The organism is Burkholderia sp. BCC1644, from assembly GCF_902833225.1.
Classification (GTDB): Bacteria; Pseudomonadota; Gammaproteobacteria; order Burkholderiales; family Burkholderiaceae; genus Burkholderia.
In genome coordinates this window covers 102,913-122,668 of the sequence record NZ_CADFEI010000019.1, presented here as the reverse complement: position 1 = coordinate 122,668, position 19,756 = coordinate 102,913, and the positions used below count along the sequence as shown (strand labels likewise).

At 65.8% G+C, this 19,756-nt stretch carries 18 protein-coding genes; 11 read left to right on the top strand and 7 right to left on the bottom strand.

The window, feature by feature from the left end; translation table 11 throughout:
• Positions 1–31: 31 nt before the first annotated feature.
• From lspA to HWX87_RS30385, 3 genes are all read right to left on the bottom strand, one after another.
• Positions 32–532: a signal peptidase II gene (gene lspA / locus HWX87_RS30395; RefSeq protein WP_069248662.1), complete on the bottom strand. Its 501-nt coding sequence runs from the start codon at positions 530–532 to the stop codon at positions 32–34.
• A 2-nt stretch (positions 533–534) separates the two neighbouring features.
• Positions 535–3,372, bottom strand: coding sequence for an isoleucine--tRNA ligase (gene ileS, locus HWX87_RS30390; RefSeq protein ID WP_176050690.1), 2,838 nt, complete (start codon positions 3,370–3,372; stop codon positions 535–537).
• A 102-nt stretch (positions 3,373–3,474) separates the two neighbouring features.
• The gene (locus HWX87_RS30385; protein WP_176050689.1) at positions 3,475–4,467 is read right to left on the bottom strand and encodes a bifunctional riboflavin kinase/FAD synthetase; all 993 of its coding nucleotides are present in this window, start codon (positions 4,465–4,467) and stop codon (positions 3,475–3,477) included.
• 122 nt (positions 4,468–4,589) lie between these two features.
• Here HWX87_RS30385 and purN point away from each other — a divergent pair, with 122 nt between their 5' ends.
• From purN to nadC, 6 genes are all read left to right on the top strand, one after another.
• Positions 4,590–5,252, top strand: a complete 663-nt coding sequence (purN, locus tag HWX87_RS30380; protein WP_176050688.1) for a phosphoribosylglycinamide formyltransferase — start codon at positions 4,590–4,592, stop codon at positions 5,250–5,252.
• On the top strand, positions 5,249–6,514 hold the full coding sequence (locus HWX87_RS30375; RefSeq protein ID WP_176050687.1) for an RsmB/NOP family class I SAM-dependent RNA methyltransferase: 1,266 nt from the start codon (positions 5,249–5,251) through the stop codon (positions 6,512–6,514). Before purN ends, HWX87_RS30375 begins: the two co-directional genes overlap by 4 nt.
• An 18-nt stretch (positions 6,515–6,532) precedes the next feature.
• On the top strand, positions 6,533–7,915 hold the full coding sequence (locus HWX87_RS30370; protein WP_176050686.1) for a mechanosensitive ion channel domain-containing protein: 1,383 nt from the start codon (positions 6,533–6,535) through the stop codon (positions 7,913–7,915).
• Between the two features lie 221 nt (positions 7,916–8,136).
• On the top strand, positions 8,137–9,333 hold the full coding sequence (locus HWX87_RS30365; protein ID WP_176050685.1) for an acyl-CoA desaturase: 1,197 nt from the start codon (positions 8,137–8,139) through the stop codon (positions 9,331–9,333).
• A 265-nt stretch (positions 9,334–9,598) separates the two neighbouring features.
• Positions 9,599–10,735, top strand: a complete 1,137-nt coding sequence (nadA, locus tag HWX87_RS30360; RefSeq protein ID WP_176050684.1) for a quinolinate synthase NadA — start codon at positions 9,599–9,601, stop codon at positions 10,733–10,735.
• The gene (gene nadC / locus HWX87_RS30355; RefSeq protein ID WP_176050683.1) at positions 10,732–11,613 is read left to right on the top strand and encodes a carboxylating nicotinate-nucleotide diphosphorylase; all 882 of its coding nucleotides are present in this window, start codon (positions 10,732–10,734) and stop codon (positions 11,611–11,613) included. The genes nadA and nadC overlap by 4 nt, the downstream gene beginning before the upstream one ends.
• Before the next feature lie 96 nt (positions 11,614–11,709).
• Here the strand turns inward: nadC and nadB are convergent, their stop codons facing one another.
• From nadB to radC, 4 genes are all read right to left on the bottom strand, one after another.
• Positions 11,710–13,296: an L-aspartate oxidase gene (gene nadB, locus HWX87_RS30350; protein WP_176050682.1), complete on the bottom strand. Its 1,587-nt coding sequence runs from the start codon at positions 13,294–13,296 to the stop codon at positions 11,710–11,712.
• A 160-nt stretch (positions 13,297–13,456) separates the two neighbouring features.
• Positions 13,457–13,624, bottom strand: a complete 168-nt coding sequence (gene rpmG, locus HWX87_RS30345; RefSeq protein ID WP_006478046.1) for a 50S ribosomal protein L33 — start codon at positions 13,622–13,624, stop codon at positions 13,457–13,459.
• 17 nt (positions 13,625–13,641) lie between these two features.
• On the bottom strand, positions 13,642–13,875 hold the full coding sequence (gene rpmB / locus HWX87_RS30340) for a 50S ribosomal protein L28 (RefSeq protein WP_004186391.1): 234 nt from the start codon (positions 13,873–13,875) through the stop codon (positions 13,642–13,644).
• Between the two features lie 237 nt (positions 13,876–14,112).
• Positions 14,113–14,886: a DNA repair protein RadC gene (gene radC / locus HWX87_RS30335; protein ID WP_176050681.1), complete on the bottom strand. Its 774-nt coding sequence runs from the start codon at positions 14,884–14,886 to the stop codon at positions 14,113–14,115.
• Between the two features lie 136 nt (positions 14,887–15,022).
• Between radC and HWX87_RS30330 the strand changes: the two genes are divergently transcribed.
• From HWX87_RS30330 to HWX87_RS30310, 5 genes are all read left to right on the top strand, one after another.
• Complete coding sequence (locus HWX87_RS30330; protein ID WP_006488950.1) at positions 15,023–15,478, top strand: peptidylprolyl isomerase; 456 nt, start codon at positions 15,023–15,025, stop codon at positions 15,476–15,478.
• Positions 15,479–15,480: 2 nt separating this feature from the next.
• Positions 15,481–16,461 (top strand): 4-hydroxy-3-methylbut-2-enyl diphosphate reductase, encoded by a 981-nt coding sequence (ispH, locus tag HWX87_RS30325; protein ID WP_011352949.1) that lies wholly within the window; start codon positions 15,481–15,483, stop codon positions 16,459–16,461.
• Between the two features lie 269 nt (positions 16,462–16,730).
• Positions 16,731–17,405, top strand: coding sequence for an amino acid-binding protein (locus HWX87_RS30320; protein ID WP_244137793.1), 675 nt, complete (start codon positions 16,731–16,733; stop codon positions 17,403–17,405).
• Between the two features lie 211 nt (positions 17,406–17,616).
• Complete coding sequence (locus tag HWX87_RS30315) at positions 17,617–18,567, top strand: branched-chain amino acid ABC transporter permease (RefSeq protein ID WP_006488946.1); 951 nt, start codon at positions 17,617–17,619, stop codon at positions 18,565–18,567.
• Positions 18,568–18,585: 18 nt separating this feature from the next.
• The gene (locus tag HWX87_RS30310; protein WP_176050679.1) at positions 18,586–19,755 is read left to right on the top strand and encodes an ABC transporter ATP-binding protein; all 1,170 of its coding nucleotides are present in this window, start codon (positions 18,586–18,588) and stop codon (positions 19,753–19,755) included.
• Position 19,756: the final 1 nt, after the last annotated feature.

Below are 19,756 nucleotides of genomic sequence, written 5' to 3'. Positions count from 1 at the left end.
GAAGCCGGCCGTCGACGCCGAGTATGCGCGCTTAGCGCGAGCCGCGCACGCGACGCAGTTCGTCGTAGATCAGCAGCACCGCGCCGACCGTGATCGCGGAATCGGCGAGGTTGAACGCCGGGAAGTGCCAGGCGCCGAGGTGGAAATCGAGGAAGTCGATCACGTGACCGTAGACGAGCCGGTCGATCACGTTGCCGAGCGCGCCGCCGAGGATCATCGCGAGCGACAGGCTGAACAGCCGCTGCTGGCCGTGGCGCTTCAGCAGGAAGCAGATCACGAGCGTCGCGGCGATGCCGAGCGCGGTGAACGCCCAGCGCTGCCAGCCGCCGGCGGTCGACAGGAAGCCGAACGCCGCGCCGCGGTTGTACACCAGCACGAGATTGAAGAACGACGTCAGCTCATGCTGCGCGCCGTACGCGAACGTCTTCAGGATCGCGATCTTCGACAGCTGGTCGAACAGGATCACGATCAGCGAAATGCCGAGCCAGGGCGCAAGCGCGCCGCTGGCCGGTTTCGACAGGGTCTTCGCCATAGTTAAGCAGCGCTCCGGATTTCGCCGTTTTCGAACAGGTTGGAGAAGCAGCGGCCGCACAGCGTCGGATGATCGGCGTGCGCGCCGACATCTTCGCGGTAGTGCCAGCAGCGTTCGCATTTCTGGTACTTCGATGCGGCCACGTCGACGCTTTCCTGCGCTTCGTCGTCGACCTTGACGACCGTCGCGGCCGACGTGATCAGCACGAACTTGAGATCCTCGCCGAGGCTCGTGAGCGCGTTGTAACGCGCGCCGCTCGCATGCACGCTGACTTCGGCCTGCAGCGACGAACCGATGCGGTTCGCGGTGCGCGCTTCCTCGAGCGCCTTCGTCACGTTGCCGCGCACATCGCGCAGCAGCGCCCACTTCTCGATCAGCGCGGCCGAGCCGGCGACTTCCGGATACGCATAGTAGGTTTCCGTGAAGATCGTGTCGCTGGCCGGCTGGAACACCTTCCACGCTTCTTCGGCCGTGAACGACAGGAACGGCGCGAGCACGCGCAGCAGGCCGTGCGTCAGGTGGTACAGCGCGGTCTGCGCGGAACGGCGTGCGCGCGAATCGGCCGCGCTCGTGTACAGGCGGTCCTTCAGCACGTCGAGATAGAAGCCGCCGAGATCTTCCGAGCAGTACGTCTGCAGCTTCGCGACGACCGGGTGGAATTCGTACCGCTCGTAGTGGCCGAGCAGTTCCGTCTGCAACTGCTGCGAGAACGCGACCGCATAACGGTCGATCTCGAGCCATTCCTCGACCGGCACCGCGTGCTGCGCGAAGTCGAAGTCCGACAGGTTCGCGAGCAGGAAGCGCAGCGTGTTGCGGATGCGGCGATAGCCTTCGGTCACGCGCTTCAGGATTTCCTCGGAGATCGCGAGTTCGCCCGAGTAGTCGGTCGATGCGATCCACAGGCGGATGATTTCCGCGCCGAGGCGGTTCGCGACTTCATGCGGGTCGATGCCGTTGCCGAGCGACTTGCTCATCTTGCGGCCTTCGCCGTCGACCGTGAAGCCGTGCGTGAGCAGGCCCTTGTACGGCGCGCGGCCGTCGATCATCGACGCGGTCAGCAGCGACGAGTGGAACCAGCCGCGATGCTGGTCCGAGCCTTCGAGGTACAGGTCGGCCGGGAACTGCAGCTGATCCTTGTGCGAGCCGCGCAGCACGTGCCAGTGCGTCGTGCCCGAGTCGAACCACACGTCGAGCGTGTCGCGGTTCTTCTCGTACAGGTTCGCGTCGTCGCCGATCAGCTCGCGCGGGTCGAGCGACTGCCATGCCTCGATGCCCGACTGCTCGACGCGCTTCGCGACTTCCTCGAGCAGCTCCAGCGTGCGCGGGTGCAGTTCGCCGGTTTCCTTGTGCACGAAGAACGCCATCGGCACGCCCCACTGGCGCTGGCGCGACAGCGTCCAGTCGGGACGGTTCGCGATCATGCTGAACAGGCGCTGCTTGCCCCACGACGGGTAGAACGCGGTTGCGTCGACGCCTTCGAGCGCCGTTTCGCGCAGCGTCTTGCCGCCGTCGCGCGGCGTCACGTCCATGCCGGCGAACCACTGCGACGTCGCGCGGTAGATGATCGGCGTCTTGTGGCGCCAGCAGTGCATGTAGCTGTGCGTGTACTTCTCGCTGCGCAGCAGCGAGCCGGCCGCGTTCAGCGCCTCGACGATCTTCGGATTCGCATCCCAGATCGACAGGCCGCCGAACAGCGGCAGCGATTCGATATAACGGCCGTCGCCCATCACCGGGTTGATGAAGTCCGAATCGGTCATCCCGTGCGCCTTGCACGACATGAAGTCTTCGATACCGTAGGCGGGCGACGAGTGCACGACGCCTGTACCGGTGTCGGTCGTCACGTAGTCGCCGAGATAAACGGGCGCCGTACGCTTGTAGCCGGGGTGGGCCGATGCGAGCGGGTGGTGGAAGCGCAGGTTGGCGAGCTTCACGCCCGGCGCGGTCGCGACGACGCGGCCCGTCAGCTTGAAGTCGGTCATGCAGGCTTCGACGCGTTCTTCCGCGATGATCAGCAGCCCGCGCTCGGTATCGACCAGCGCGTAGACGATTTCCGGATGGAGGTTCAGCGCCTGGTTCGCCGGGATCGTCCACGGCGTCGTGGTCCAGATCACGATGCCGCCTTCGGCGCGCGGCAGCGCCGCCAGGCCGAACGCCTGCGCCGTCTTTTCCGGTTCCGCGAACGCGAACATCACGTCGATCGTCGGATCGGTGCGGTCCTTGTATTCGACTTCCGCCTCGGCGAGCGCCGAGCCGCAGTCGAAGCACCAGTTCACCGGCTTCAGCCCGCGGTACACGTAGCCCTTCTCGATGATCTTGCCGAGCGCGCGGAGCTCTTCCGCCTCGTTGACGAAGTTCATCGTCTTGTACGGGTTGGCCCAGTCGCCGAGCACGCCGAGGCGCTTGAAGCCGACTTTCTGCTTCTCGATCTGCTCGGTCGCGTACGCACGCGCCTTGCTCATCACTTCGGCCGCCGGCAGCGACTTGCCGAATTGCTTCTCGATCTGGATTTCGATCGGCATCCCGTGGCAATCCCAGCCCGGCACGTACGGCGCGTCGAAGCCGGCCATGTTGCGCGATTTGACGACGATGTCCTTCAGGATCTTGTTGACCGCGTGGCCGAGGTGGATGTCGCCGTTCGCATACGGCGGGCCGTCGTGCAGGATGAACTTCGGCCGGCCCTTGCTGGCCGCGCGGATCTTCTCGTAGAGGCCACGCTCTTCCCATTCCTTGACCCACTGCGGCTCGCGCTTGGGCAGGTCGCCGCGCATCGGGAACGGCGTGTCGAGCAGGTTGACCGGATACTTGGCCTGCGGTTTCGAATCGGCTTTCTTGTTGCTCATGATGGGATCGCTATCTAAATCGGGAGACGCTCGGGCGTCGTGAATCGGGGATGCGCGCGAGTGGGCGGCGCGAGGGTGCGGCGCCAGGCGCCGCCGTCCGGATCAGCTAATTCGGTCGGTGGCCGACGTCGAGAAGCCCGTGGCGCGGCTGCCCGGCGCACGGTCGCGCTCGATGAAGTACGCGCGCGCATTCGCGACGTCCAGTGCGATCGCGCGCGACAGCGCCTCGAGATCGTCGAATTTCGCCTCGTCGCGCAGCTTCTTCAGGAATTCGACGCGGATGAGCTTGCCGTACGCGTCGCCGTGCCAGTCGAGCAGGTGGACTTCGAGCAGCACGCGGCCCGAATCGTCGACGGTCGGGCGCAGGCCGAGGCTCGCGACGCCCGGCAGCGGCTCGGGGCCGAGGCCGTGCACTTGAACGACGAAGATGCCCGCGAGCGCCGGTCGTTTGTGCGCAATCGGCAGGTTCAGCGTCGGGAAACCGAGGTCGCGGCCGAGCTTCAGCCCGTGCGCGACGTGGCCGCTGATCGCATAGCCGTGGCCGAGCGCCTGCGCGGCCGCATCGAGATCGCCGGCCGCAAGCGCGGCGCGCACGCCCGAGCTGGAGATGCGCGTGCCGTCGCTGCCGGCCACCGTGCCCATCTGCTCGACTTCGAAGCCGTACTGCTCGCCGGCCGCCTTCAGCGTGTCGAAGGTGCCCGCGCGCTTCGCGCCGTAGCAGAAATCGTCGCCGACCATCATCCAGCGCGTGTGCAGCCCGTTCACCAGCGTGCGCTCGACGAACGCCTGCGGCGACTGGCTCGCGAACGTATGGTTGAAGTGCTCGACGACGACGCGGTCGACACCGTGATCGCGCAGCGCCTCGAGCTTGTCGCGCAGCATCGCGATGCGTGGCGGCGCGCCGGCCGGGTTGAAGAATTCGCGCGGGTGCGGCTCGAACGTCATCACGCACACGGGCAGGCCGCGCGCGTCCGCTGCCGCGCGCACGCGCGCGAGCAGGGCCTGGTGGCCGCGATGGACACCGTCGAAGTTGCCGATCGTCAGCGCGCACGGGGCGCGGCTCTCGGCGTTGGGCAGGCCGCGGAAGACTTTCACGATAGCGGATGCAGCGTCGGGGAATGGGCGGTGGGATGCCGCAAAGCAGAAGATTATAAACGTTCGGACGGGTCGGCGGCCGAGAAGGCGGGAAACGCGGGGGCGAATGGTAAAATTCGCGGATGAAAAAACTCGTGATCCTGATTTCCGGTCGCGGCAGCAACATGGAGGCCATCGTTCGCGCGTGCGCGCAGGAACGCTGGCCGGCCGAGATTGCAGCCGTGATCGCCAACCGGCCCGATGCGGCCGGGCTGGCTTTTGCCGCGTCGCACGGGGTGGCGACGGCGGTGGTCGACCATCGCTCGTTCGACGGCCGCGACAGCTTCGACGCGGCGCTCGCCGCCGAGATCGACCGTTTCGCCCCCGATCTCGTCATCCTCGCCGGCTTCATGCGCATCCTCACGCCCGCATTCGTCAGACGATACGAAGGCCGGCTGCTGAACGTCCATCCGTCGCTGTTGCCGAGCTTCAAGGGCATCCATACGCATCAGCAGGCGCTCGACGCGGGCGTCGCGCTGCATGGCGCGAGCGTGCATTTCGTCATTCCCGAGCTCGACAGCGGCGCGATCGTCGCGCAGGGCGCGGTGCCCGTGCGCGCGGGCGACGACGCGGCCGCGCTCGCGCAGCGCGTGCTGACCGTCGAGCATGTGCTGTATCCGCGCGCGGTGCGCTGGTTCGTCGAGGGGCGCCTGCGCCTCGAGAACGGCCGTGCAGTGGTCGCGCCGGAAGAGGCGCGCTGGATTTTCGCGGATCAACCGCATACCGAAACGAGTGAGGGCGTATGAAGCTGCACGGATTCCTGATTGGCCAGACCGAGACCTTGCTGGCCGAGGTGCTGAAGTTCGCCGGCCCCGCCGACGCGACGACGAGCCGGTTCTTCCGCGCGCACCCGAAGCTCGGGCATGCCGAGCGCGGCGTGATTGCCGAGGCTGTGTTCGCGGTGCTGCGCCGCAAGATGGAGTTTTCGCACCTGGCCGAGAGCGGCACGGGCACGCCCGCGCGGCGTCTCACGCTGCTCGGCCTGATGCAGACGGCCGGCCGCAATGCGCTGCGGCCGTTTTTGTCCGACACCGAGTCCGCGTGGCTCGAGCACGTGTCGAAGATCGATCCGGCGAGCCTGCCGGTGCGCGTGCGCACGAACCTGCCCGACTGGATCCACCAGGCGCTGTCGACCCGATTCGACGCCGAGGAACTCGCGCAGCTCGCCGCCGCGCTGAACTACCCGGCGCCGCTCGACCTGCGCGCCAACGCGCAGAAGGCGACCCGCGACCAGGTGATCGACGCGTTGCGTGCGAACGGCATCGATGCGGGCGCGATGCCGTTCGCGCCGTTCGGCGTGCGCGTCGTCGGCAAGCCGGCGCTGACGCGCCTGAAGCTGTTCGAGGAAGGCCAGATCGAGGTGCAGGACGAAGGCAGCCAGTTGCTGTGCTCGCTCGTCGCGCCGCGCCGCGGCGAGATGATCGTCGATTTCTGTGCGGGTGCGGGCGGCAAGACGCTCGCGCTGGGCGCGATGATGCGCTCGACCGGGCGCCTCTATGCGTTCGACGTGTCGGAAAAGCGCCTCGCGAAGCTGAAGCCGCGCCTCGCGCGCAGCGGGCTGTCGAACGTGAACCCGGTGCTGATCGACAGCGAGCACGATGCGAAGATCAAGCGGCTCGCCGGCAAGATCGACCGCGTGCTGGTCGACGCGCCGTGCAGCGGCCTCGGCACGCTGCGCCGCAATCCTGACCTGAAGTGGCGCCAGACGCGTACGGCGATCGACGAGCTGACGCCGAAGCAGGCGTCGATCCTCGCGAGCGCCGCGCGCCTCGTGAAGAAGGGCGGCCGGCTCGTCTACGCGACCTGCAGCGTGCTCGACGCCGAGAACGAGCGGATCGTCGAACAGTTCCTGGCCGATCATCCCGAGTTCGTGCTGGTGCCGGCGCAGCAGGTGCTGGCCGAGCAGCGCATCGAGCTCGAGACGGGCGACTACCTGTCGCTGTGGCCGCATCGTCATGCGACCGACGGCTTCTTCGCCGCGGTGCTCGAACGGCGCGCCGCGCAGTAACGGCTGCCCGGACGGACGATGGAAAATCTGCAGAGCCGCCTGCTGTCACACCGGCTGGCATCGGTCATTCGTGACTTCCACCAGCCGGTGATGATCTGGCAGGCGGCGATCCTCGTCGGCGCGCTGTGTTTCGCATGGGTGACCGCGCGCTTCGTGCACGGCCGTATCGATGCGCGCCGCCGGGCCGCCGGCCGTGCGCCCGGTGCGGGGGCGCAAAGCCTGAAGCGCGCGTTGTTCCCGTTGTTCGGCAGCGTCTTCGTCGGCGCCGCGCAACTCGCGTTCGACCCGTTCATGTCGACGTCGCTGCTGTCGCTCGCGCTCGTGCCGCTGTTCGGCATCGGGTTGATCTACGTGCTGTTCTTCTTCGCGCGGCGCGTGTTCGCGCGCGACGGCCACACGCATGCGTGGCTGTCGATCGTCGAGAAGATCGTGTCGACCGCCGTGTGGGCCGCGATGGTGCTGACCGTGCTCGGCATCCAGCGCGACGTGCTCGGCTGGCTCGACAGCGTGCAGTTCCGCGTCGCCAATGCGCACCTCACGCTGCTGTCGGTGATCTCGGGCGCGCTGTGGGTGTGCGTGACGCTGATGGTCGCGATGTGGCTCGGCTCGGTGCTCGAGGATCGCCTCACCCGCGCGAGCACGCTCGACGCGAACCTGAAGGTCGTGCTGTCGCGGGTCGGCCGCGCGCTGCTCGTGTTCGCGGCGATCCTGATCGGGCTGTCGCTGGTCGGCATCGACGTGACGGTGCTCGGCGTGTTCGGCGGTGCGGTGGGCGTCGGCCTCGGTTTCGGGCTGCAGAAGATCGCGAGCAACTACGTGTCGGGCTTCATCATCCTGCTCGACCGCTCGCTGCGGCTCGGCGACGCGATCAGCGTCGGCGGGCTGCAGGGCGTCGTCACGCAGATCCGCACGCGCTATACGGTCGTGCGCGGGCTCGACGGCAACGAGACGCTGATCCCGAACGAGAGGCTGATCACCGACGTCGTGCAGAACCAGTCGTCGTACCTGACGCGCGGCTATGCGAAGGTCGCGGTGCAGGTCGCGTACACGAGCGACGTCGAGCACGCGCTCGCGCTGCTCGCCGACGCGGCGAAGGGCGTGCCGCGCGTGCTGGCGGAGCCCGCGCCGACGCCGTATCTGGTGAGTTTCGGCGCGGACGGGATCGACCTGGAGCTCGGCTTCTGGATCGAGGATTCCGCGAAAGGCACGTCGGGCGTGCGTTCGACCGTGAACCGCAACATCTGGCGGCTGTTCAGCGAGCACGGGATTTCGATTCCGTTCCCGCAGCGTGAAGTGCGCGTGGTCGGATTGCCGGACGGATTTTCCGCCGCGGGTGCGACGGCCGGGCTCGATCCGGCGGCCGCGAACGGTGCGGTGGACGGGCGCGCACCGGCTGCGTAGCGCGCACCGGCCGTCAAATGGTTTGACCCCGCGGCCGGAACCGGATCGCGGGCCTTTCCAAGTCCGTCCGTGGACTGCTCCAGTTGCGTCAGGGCAAGAAAATATTCATTTTTTACAAAGACTTGGAACGGTTGAAGTAAAATTCAAGTCTATACGCGGTATGCTTTCATTTTTCTGACGCTCGGCGCGAGCCGGCGTCGCTCTCATCACAGGTACCTGCCTTGTTGAATTCCCTGCTCGATTTTCTTTCCCACGGGCTCCTGCATTTTTCGTGGTGGCAGGTCGCGCTGTTCGCGCTCGCCGTCACGCACGTCACGATCATCGGCGTGACGGTCTATCTGCACCGCTGCCAGGCGCACCGTGCGCTGGAACTGCATCCGATCGCGAGCCACTTCTTCCGCCTGTGGCTGTGGATGACGACCGGCATGCTGACGGGTCAGTGGGCCGCGATTCACCGCAAGCACCATGCGAAGTGCGAGACCGAGGAAGATCCGCACAGCCCGCAGACGCGCGGCATCTGGAAGGTGTTCCTCGAGGGCGCGGAGCTGTATCGCGCGGAAGCGAAGAACGAAGAGACGATGCGCAAGTTCGGCCACGGCACGCCGAGCGACTGGGTCGAGCGCAATGTTTATTCGAAGTACCCGATTCTCGGCATCAGCATCATGATGGTGATCGACGTCGCGCTGTTCGGCGTGCTCGGCCTCACCGTGTGGGCCGTGCAGATGGTCTGGATTCCGTTCTGGGCGGCTGGCGTCGTCAACGGCTTCGGTCACTTCTGGGGCTATCGCAACTTCAACTCGGCCGACGCGAGCACGAACCTGTTCCCGTGGGGCATCGTGATCGGCGGTGAAGAACTGCACAACAACCACCACACGTTCGCGACGTCGGCGAAGCTGTCGAACAAGTGGTACGAGTTCGACATCGGCTGGATGTACATCCGCATCATGTCGGCGTTCGGTCTCGCGAAGGTGAAGAAGGTCGCGCCGACCCCGCGCCTGAACAAGCCGAAGACGGTGCTCGACCAGGAAACGCTGCAGGCCGTGCTGTCGAACCGCTACGAAGTGATGGCGCGCTACGGCAAGGCCGTGAAGCGTGCGTATGCCCAGGAGCTCGCGCACCTGAAGGAACTCGGCTCGAGCGAGAAGTACCAGCTGATGCGCGGCGCGCGCAAGTGGTTCCACAAGGACGCCGACGGCCTCGACGAGCCGCAGAAGAAGCTGCTGCCGGAAATCTTCGCGAACAGCCAGAAGCTGCACACGTACTTCCAGCTGCGCCAGGATCTGGCCGCGATCTGGGATCGTTCGACCGCGTCGCGCGAACAGCTTCTCGCGCAATTGCAGGATTGGTGCCATCGCGCAGAACAAAGCGGCATCAAGGCGTTGCAGGAATTCGCGACGCGCCTGCGCCGCTACGCCTGATTCGAAATCGATTAGAATCTCAGGACGTCACAAACCCCGCGTTGGCGGGGTTTTTTCATTTGGGCCGCCGGTTTTTGATGGGCGTCGGCAGGGCTGAATTTGTATGACCAGAGGAGGGGCTGGAGCCAGCGCTGAAGCGCTAACTCTGGTCGACCGCGAAGCATGGGATCCAAGTAAGCGCTAAAGCGCTAACTTGGATCGACCGCAAAGCATGGGACCACAGTAAGCGCTAAAGCGCTAACTCTGGTCGACAGGAGATATGGAGATGCAATCGACGATCAAACCCGTCGAGTACGACCGGCCCGTCGCAGCAGGGACCGTGTGCGGCGTGGGGCAGGCATGGGCCAAGGTGCCCGACGCGCCGTCCGCCGAGGAGCGCGCTGCACTGAAGGCACGCATCAAGGCGCTGCTCGTCCGTGAAAAGGCCGTGCTGGTCGCCCACTACTACGTGGATGCCGAACTGCAGGAACTCGCCGACGAAACGGGTGGCTGCGTTGCCGATTCGCTTGAAATGGCACGCTTCGGCCGCGATCACGACGCGCAGACGCTGGTCGTCGCCGGCGTGCGCTTCATGGGCGAAACCGCGAAGATCCTGAGCCCGAACAAACGGATCCTGATGCCCGATCTCGACGCGACCTGTTCGCTCGACCTCGGCTGCCCGGTCGACGAATTCTCGGCGTTCTGCGATGCCCATCCGGACCGCACCGTCGTCGTCTACGCGAACACCAGTGCGGCCGTGAAGGCGCGCGCGGACTGGATGGTCACGTCGTCGATCGGCCTCGAGATCGTGGCCGACCTGCACGCACGCGGCGAAAAGATCATCTGGGCGCCCGATCGCCATCTCGGCAGCTATATCCAGAAGAAAACCGGCGCGGACATGTTGCTATGGCAAGGCTCGTGCCTCGTCCATGACGAGTTCAAGGGCATCGAGCTCGACCTGCTGCGCGCCGAATACCCGGACGCGAAGGTGCTCGTCCATCCCGAATCGCCGGAAAACGTCGTCGCGCAGGCCGATGTCGTCGGCTCGACCACGCAGCTGATCGATGCGGCGGTCAAGTTCGATGCGACGCACTTCATCGTCGCGACCGATCTCGGCATCCTGCACAAGATGCAGCTCGCGGCGCCCGGCAAGACCTTCATCGCCGCGCCGACGGCCGGCAACAGCGCGACCTGCAAGAGCTGCGCACACTGCCCGTGGATGGCGATGAACGGTCTCGCGAACCTCGCCGACGTGCTCGAGCGCGGTCACAACGAAATCTTCGTCGATCCCGCGATCGGCCAGCGCGCGCGTTTGCCGATCGACCGGATGCTCGAATTCGCGGCCGCGCACAAGAAGCGCGTGCAGGCGAGCGGCGATCTGCAGCGCGACCAGCAACTGTTTGCGAACGTGGGGGCTGCATGAGCGAGGCTGTATCCCCGCTGTTCGACATCGTTCGTGAGCAATACGGTGCGGCACTCGACGACGCGATCGCGCGCAACGTGGCCGACGCGATCGCGGAAGACGTCGGCACCGGCGACCAGACCGGGCGGCTCGTGCCGGCCGGCGGGCGCCGCCGCGCGCGCATTATCGTGCGTGAAGAAGCCGTGTTGTGCGGCGTGCCGTGGTTCGAGGCCGTGATCGCCCGGATCGATCCGTCGATCACCGTGCAATGGCGCTATCGCGAAGGCGAGCGCATGACGCCCGATTCGATCGTCTGCGAACTCGACGGGCCGGCGCGCGCGCTGCTGACGGCCGAGCGCAACGGGCTGAACTTCCTGCAACTGCTGTCCGGCGTCGCGACCGCGACGCGCCGCTACGTCGATCGCGTCGAAGGCACGCGCACGAAGATCCTCGATACGCGCAAGACGCTGCCAGGCCTGCGGCTCGCGCAGAAGTATGCGGTGCGCGTCGGCGGCGGCGAGAACCAGCGTCTCGCGCTGTACGACGGCATCCTGATCAAGGAGAACCACATCGCGGCAGCAGGCGGTGTCGGCGAAGCGCTCGACGCGGCGTTCGCGCTGGAATCGGGCGTGCCCGTGCAGGTCGAAGTCGAGACGCTTGCGCAGCTCGACACGGCGCTCGCGCATCGCGCGCAGTCGGTGCTGCTCGACAACTTCACGCTCGACATGATGCGTGAAGCCGTACGCGTGGCGGCCGGCAAGGCCGTGCTCGAAGTGTCGGGCGGCGTCAATTTCGAGACGGTGCGCGCGTTCGCGGAAACGGGCGTCGATCGCATCTCGATCGGCGCGCTGACGAAGGACGTGCGCGCGACCGACTATTCGATGCGGATCGTCGACTGACGGAACATCGTCCAGTCGGAAAAAAAGCCGTTGGCGCAAAAACGCCAGCGGCTTTTTTCGTGTGCGCCTCCGGCCGCAGCCGGGACGGACTGTCGCTCAGCGGCGCGCGCGCGGCGTGAGCACGCTCGGCAATGCTTTCGGCAGCGAGTGCGGCCAGTCGCGGCTGTAGTGCAGCCCGCGGCTTTCGCGGCGCGAGTGCGCGCTCTTCACGATCAGCGTCGCCACGTCGACGAGGTTGCGCAGTTCCAGCAGGTCGCGCGTCACGCGGAAATTCGCGTAGTACTCGTGGATTTCGTCGCGCAGCAGCGACAGCCGGTGCTTGGCGCGTTCGAGGCGCTTGTCGGTGCGCACGATGCCGACGTAGTTCCACATCAGGCGGCGCAGTTCGTCCCAGTTGTGCGCGACGACGACTTCCTCGTCGGCATCCGACACGCGGCTTTCGTCCCATGCGGGCAGCGTGGACGGCGTTTCGGCGTCGAAGCCGGCCGCCTCGATGGCTTCGGCGGCCGCGCGGCCGATCACGAGACATTCGAGCAGCGAGTTGCTCGCGAGCCGGTTCGCGCCGTGCAGCCCCGTGTACGACGTTTCGCCAACCGCATACAGGCCCGCGAGATCGGTACGCCCGGCAAGATCGGTGACGACGCCGCCGCACGTGTAGTGCGCGGCCGGCACGACGGGGATCGGCTCTTTCGCGATGTCGATGCCGAATTCGAGGCAGCGCGCGTGGATCGTCGGGAAGTGTTCGCGCAGGAACGCTTCCGGCTGATGGCTGATGTCGAGATACACGCAGTCGATCCCGCGCTTCTTGATTTCGAAGTCGATCGCGCGTGCGACGATGTCGCGCGGGGCGAGTTCGGCACGCGGATCGTGCGCGGGCATGAAGCGCGTGCCGTCGGGCAGCTTCAGCAGGCCGCCTTCGCCGCGCACGGCCTCCGAAATCAGGAACGACTTTGCATACGGGTGGAACAGGCAGGTCGGGTGGAACTGGATGAATTCCATGTTCGACACGCGGCAGCCCGCGCGCCACGCCATCGCGATGCCGTCGCCGGTCGCGGTGTCGGGGTTCGTCGTGTACAGGTAGACCTTGCCGGCGCCGCCCGTGGCGAGCACCGTATGCGGCGCCTCGATCGTGATCGTGCGGTCGTGGTCGACGTCGAGCGCATACAGGCCGTGACAGCGGCGGCCGGGCAGGCCGAGCCGGTCCGACGTGATCAGGTCGATCGCATGGTGGTTTTCGAAGAACGTGATATTCGGATGCTGGCGTGCACGCTCCGACAGCGTCGCCAGCACCGCGTGGCCGGTCGCGTCGGCCGCGTGGATGATCCGGCGGTGGCTGTGGCCGCCTTCGCGCGTCAGGTGAAAGCCGAGTTCGGCCGCATCGTCCTTCGTGAACGGCACGCCTTGCGAGATCAGCCATTCGATCGCTTCACGGCCGTGCTCGACGATGTAGCGCGTCGCGCCTTCGTCGCACAGCCCGCCACCGGCGACCAGTGTGTCGTCGACATGGTTCTCGATACTGTCCGCCGAGTCGAGGACCGCCGCGATACCGCCTTGCGCGTTATCGCTTGCCCCCTCCATCATCGAACGTTTCGCGATCAGCGCGACACGTCGCGTGCTGGCCAGGTTGAGTGCGACCGACAGCCCTGCCAGGCCGCTGCCGACGATCGCCACGTCGAATTTCATGCTGCATCTCCATCGTTACGCTTTTGATCTTGTGCGTTCCGGCGGCCGGGGCCGCGGAAAGGGGAGAGCATACCGCGTCGGGCCCGAGCGTGCGCGCAAAACAAAAAGCCCCGCAGGAGCGGGGCTTTTCGGTTGCCGTCAGGCTGGCAGAAACCCGAGATTACTTGATCTTGGTTTCTTTGTATTCCACATGCTTGCGGACGACGGGATCGAACTTCTTGATCGCCATCTTTTCCGGCATGTTGCGCTTGTTCTTCGTGGTCGTGTAGAAGTGACCCGTACCAGCGGTCGACTCCAGCTTGATCTTGTCGCGGGCGCCTTTTGCCATGATTGTGCTCCTTGGGCTTAGGCTTCGCCGCGTGCGCGCAGGTCAGCGAGCACGGAATCGATGCCGTTCTTGTCGATCAGGCGCAGGCCGGCGTTCGAGACGCGCAGGCGCACCCAGCGGTTTTCGCTCTCAACCCAGAACCGGCGGTTTTGCAGGTTCGGCAGGAAGCGACGCTTGGTCTTGTTGTTGGCGTGGGAAACGTTGTTGCCGCTCATCGGCGCTTTCCCAGTTACTTGGCATACGCGTGCCATGAGAGCACTCCTAATACGCTAAATTCGGGGTTCGATCGCCGGTGAAGGTTCCATCGCACCGCCACGTGATCCATGGCTGCACTCAGAACGCCGTAGCCCTTACAGACAAGGCCCTTCGATGGCTAGAACTGGTTGGAAAAAAGACAGACGACGATTCTAGCAGAAAAAGTTCAGAAAAATCAAACCTAATTTCGCTACGTCGTTGCGGCGCCCCGGGGTGGGCTGCCGCGGCACAGTCTACAGCCAACCGGCACGTGCGAACGAAAAAGTGTCATCGACGCCGACGACGACGTGGTCGAGCAGCCGCACGTCGACGAGTTCGAGCGCGTCTTTCAGCACGCGGGTCAGGCGGCGGTCCTCCGCGCTCGGCTGCACGGCGCCCGACGGATGGTTGTGCGCGACGATCAGCGACGCGGCGTTGTGCACCATCGCGCGCCGCACGATTTCGCGCGGGTAGACGGCCATGCGCGTGAGCGAGCCGCGCGTGATTTCCTCCATGTCGATCAGGCCGTTGCGCGCATCGAGATACACCGCGACGAACACTTCGTGCGAACGCGAGCCGATCCTCAGCCGCAGGCAATCCTCGACGGCCCGGGGCGAATCGATCGGCGTCCGTACCTGCGCCTTCTCGTTCAGCACGCGCCGGGCGATCTCGATGATTGCGGCCAGCCGTGCGGCGCGCGCGGGGCCGATGCCGGGGTGTGCCTCGAAATCGTCGGTGCTCGCTTCGAGCAGCCCGCGTAACGTCTTGAACTGATCGACCAGTGCGCGGGCGGTGACGAATACATCGTGCCCGGGCTTGCCCGTGCCGAGCAGCAGCGCGATCAGTTCGTCGTCGGTCAGCGCGGCCGGCCCGCGCTCCAGCAATCGCTCGCGCGGCCGCTCGGGCCGCCAGTCGCCGGTGCGGCGCTTGCGCGGGCGGATCGGGAGGACACGGCCCGGCGGATTGGCCGGCGCATCGGTGGTGTCGCGGCATTCGACCGGCGACAGGGCGAGGCAGGGTGACGTCATGCTCGAAACTCCATTGGCGGCAGGGCGGTGTGCGCGACGTCGTCGCACTTTCCGCCTTGCGCGCTCAGGTGACTTACAATATTGGCTTTGCGCCGGGCCATTCGGCCGTATCGGGCGCCGACCGAACGAGTAATTCATGAGCCTCATCGATCTATCCGAAGTGAAGCCCGGTTCCCATGTCACGTTGCATTACCGGCTGGCACTGGCCGACGGCGCCGACATCGTCAACACCTTCTCCGACAAGCCGGCCACGCTGCTGCTGGGCGCGGGGCAACTGGCGCCCTCGCTTGAACAGATTCTGCTCGGGCTCAGGGTCGGCGACCATTCGACTTTTCAGCTAGCCCCCGATCAGGGGTTCGGTCCCCGTAATCCCGACATGCTCCAGCGCGTGACGCTGTCGACGCTGCGCGAGAACGGGATGGTCGGCGACGATTTCACGCCGGGCGAGTTGATCGAGTTCAACGCGCCTGACGGCGGCAGGTACGCGGGGGTGCTGAAGGAAGTCAGCGAGACCTCGGCGCTGTTCGACTTCAATCATCCGCTCGCGGGCCAGGCGCTCACGTTCGAAGTGAAAATCATCGGAATCCTGTAATCATGAGCACCACCGATACGCTGTCCGGGCAGACCGTCGCCGCCGATGCCGAAATCCTGCTGGCCCAGCCGCGCGGCTTCTGCGCGGGCGTCGACCGCGCGATCGAGATCGTCGAGCGCGCAATCGCGATGCACGGTGCGCCGATCTACGTCCGTCACGAGATCGTCCACAACAAGTACGTGGTCGAGGATCTGAAGAAGAAAGGCGCGATCTTCGTCGAGGAACTCGAGGAAGTGCCGGCCGGCAACACCGTGATCTTCAGTGCGCACGGCGTGTCGAAGGCCGTGCGCGACGAGGCCGACGTGCGCGGGCTGCGCATTTACGACGCAACCTGCCCGCTCGTCACGAAGGTGCACGTCGAAGTGGCGAAGATGCGCCAGGACGGCGTCGACATCGTCATGATCGGGCACAAGGGCCACCCTGAAGTCGAAGGCACGATGGGGCAGGTCGAGCGCGGCATGCATCTCGTCGAGAGCGTCGAGGACGTGCAGAAGCTCGAGCTCGCCGATCCCGAGCGCATCGCGCTCGTCACGCAGACGACGCTGTCCGTCGACGACGCCGCGGAAATCATCGGGGCGCTGAAGGCGAAGTATCCGAAGATCCGCGAGCCGAAGAAGCAGGACATCTGCTACGCGACGCAGAACCGCCAGGACGCGGTGAAGTTCATGGCGCCGCAGTGCGATGTCGTGATCGTCGTCGGCAGCCCGAACAGCTCGAATTCGAGCCGCCTGCGTGAAGTGGCCGAGAAGCGCGGCGTGGACGCGTACATGGTCGATGCACCTGACCAGATCGATCCGGCATGGGTCGCCGGCAAGCGCCGCATCGGCGTGACGGCCGGCGCGTCGGCGCCGGAAGTGCTCGCCCAGGCCGTGATCGCGCGGCTGCGCGAACTCGGCGTGCGCAATGTCCGCGCGCTCGACGGCATCGAGGAAAACGTGTCGTTTCCGCTGCCGCGCGGGTTGAACCTGCCGCCCGCCGCCTGATTGCCGCATCGCACCCGCGGAACACCAAAGCGCGCCTCCCGGCGCGCTTTTTTTTGCGTCTCGAAATTGTAATCGCAACCATTATTCGCAGTCGCGGTGCAACCCGGTTGCTCCATTCGTTCCCAACCGTCTCTCAAAATTGGTTGCAATGCAGGAAAACCCCATCGAATCAGGATTATTGGCGTCCTATAAATGGAGTTACAATGCGCCCGTTTTCAAGCCGGAATGGCTTTGAAATCGGGTTTTGGCAAGGCGCGGGAGACCATTCAATGCATGTGAAGTTGGCTTACGCCGAGTCCGTCGCCGCACCGGTTGCAATGCTTGCCGGATGCAGCAAAAAGAGCGACGACGGGGCGGGCAGGGAGGCTGCGGCGTTCGCGGCACCGCCGGCCAGCGGCGTGCGCGTCGCCGGAACCGGTCGTGCGGCGCCGTGGGCGTGCCGTATCGCGCAATTGGGCAACGACAAGGAATACGGGGCACGTTTGACGATTGACGAAATCAACGCGCTTGGCGCGACGCACGGTCCGGCAGCGGGCATGCCGGTTGCGCCGCGGCAAGCCGCCGATCGTGGCGCGACGGTGACCATACGCGCCGATCGACGGATGCCGGCCGGTCGCGACGCCGTAGGCGGCGCGCAGGTGTCACCGGCCCCCCTTCATTTCAATTCGATGAAACAGCGTGCCGCCACGACCGGTCGGGTCATGGCGCGCGGTCTGGTTCGTACGACGGATTCCGACGCAGTCCTGACGAATGTCGGGTGCGGCTTGCGCAATGCCCCGACGGGCGACGCGGCGCGGAATCCGATCCGTCCGGGTGTGGCGCTTGCGTCGCGCCGGACGGGCCAAGGCACGGATGCCGGGAAACCGGACGAAGGCCGTCTCGGCATGCTGTCCCACGACTTCAAGGAGGCCACGAACACCGTCCTCGATGTCGTGACGATTTAGCGACGGGACTCATGACGGCACCGGGACAGTGCGGTGCCGTTTTTGTATCCGCTCCGGCGGCAGGTCCGGCCGTACAGGCCGGGCGGCGCGCGCCGGAACGATCCACCCTTACCGGTATCGACTAGTACCCGCAGTGTCGCCGAGAAGGCGCGATTCCTCGCTTACCCGCGGGGCGCAACGTCCTCCGGCAGCACGGGCCAAGGAGCTTCAAATGGATATTTTCGTCCAGCAGGTTCTCAACGGGCTGGTGCTCGGCAGTGTCTACGCCATCATCGCGTTGGGCTACACGATGGTGTACGGCATTCTCGGCATCATCAACTTCGCGCACGGCGACGTGCTGATGATCGGCGCGATGGTCGCCCTGTCGGCCATTACCGTGCTGCAGAACCATTTCCCCGGACTCGGCAACGTCGCGACGCTGACGATCGGCCTGGGCATCGCCGCGGTCGTCTGTGCGTTCGTCGGCTTCACGATCGAACGCGTCGCATACCGGCCGCTGCGCCGCGCACCGCGCCTCGCGCCGCTGATCACCGCGATCGGTGTGTCGATCCTGCTGCAGACCGCCGCGATGATCATCTGGTCGCGCAACCCGCTGCCGTTCCCGCAATTGCTGCCGACCGATCCGATCAACGTGATCAAGGCGACCGACACGACGCCCGGCGCCGTGATCTCGGTCACTGAAATCGTGATCATCGCCGTCGCGTTCATCGTGATGGGCGGCCTGCTGCTGCTCGTGCACAAGACCAAGCTCGGCCGTGCGATGCGCGCGATCGCCGAAAGCCCGAACACCGCGAGCCTGATGGGCGTGAACCCGAACTTCGTGATCTCCGCGACGTTCATGATCGGCTCCGCGCTCGCCGCGCTGGCCGGCGTGATGATCGCCTCCGAATACGGCAACGTGCACTTCTACATGGGCTTCATCCCCGGCATGAAGGCGTTCACGGCGGCGGTGCTGGGCGGGATCGGCAACCTCGGCGGTGCGATGGTCGGCGGCGTGCTGCTCGGCCTGATCGAGCAGCTCGGGGCCGGCTACATCGGCAACCTCACGGGCGGCGTGTTCGGCAGTAACTACCAGGACGTGTTCGCCTTCATCGTGCTGATCATCGTGCTGGTGTTCCGTCCGTCGGGCCTCTTGGGCGAACGGGTCGCGGATCGCGCGTAACGGAAGGGAGCAAACAACATGACATCCATTCAACCGATCGAATCCTCGACGTCGCTCGTCGAAGAGCGCAACACCGCCAAGACCGTCGTCATCGGCCTGCTGACGGCCGTCCTCGTGATCGCCGCGCCGATCATCATCGGCTCGGCCGGCGGCAACTACTGGGTCCGCGTGCTCGACTTCGCGATGCTGTACGTGATGCTCGCGCTCGGCCTGAACGTGGTGGTCGGCTTCGCCGGCCTGCTCGACCTGGGCTACATCGCGTTCTACGCGGTGGGCGCGTACACGGCGGCATTGTTGAGCTCGCCGCACCTGAGCTCGCAGTTCGAGTGGATCGCGGCGCTCGCGCCGAACGGCCTGCATGTGCCGTTCCTGATCATCGTGCCGATCGCGATGGCGCTGGCGGCGACCTTCGGGATCCTGCTCGGCGCGCCGACGCTGCGCCTGCGCGGCGACTACCTCGCGATCGTGACGCTCGGCTTCGGTGAAATCGTCCGGATCTTCATGAACAACCTCGACCGTCCGGTGAACATCACCAACGGCCCGAAGGGGATCACGGGCATCGATCCGGTGCACGTCGGCGGCTTCAACCTGTCGCAGACGCACTCGCTGTTCGGCCTGCAGCTGCCGTCGGTCTACATGTACTACTACCTGTTCGTGCTGTGCTCGCTGCTGGTGATCTGGGTGTGTACGCGCCTGCAGCACTCGCGTATCGGCCGTGCGTGGGCAGCCATCCGCGAGGACGAAATCGCCGCGAAGGCGATGGGCATCAACACCCGTAACGTGAAGCTGCTCGCGTTCGCGATGGGCGCATCGTTCGGCGGCCTGTCGGGCGCGATGTTCGGTTCGTTCCAGGGCTTCGTGTCGCCGGAATCGTTCACGTTCTGGGAATCGATCGTGGTGCTGGCGTGCGTGGTGCTGGGCGGCATGGGCCACATCCCGGGCGTGATCCTGGGCGCGGTGCTGCTCGCGATCTTCCCGGAATTCCTGCGCTCGACGATGAGCCCGCTGCAGCATGCGCTGTTCGGTCACGACATCGTCGACACGGAAGTGATCCGTCAGGCGCTGTACGGCCTCGCGATGGTGGTCATCATGCTGTACCGCTCGGAAGGCCTGTGGCCCGCGCCGAAGCATGAGGACAAGATCGCGAAACTGGCGAAGCGCGCCAGCAAGAAGCCGGTGCGCGCGTAAC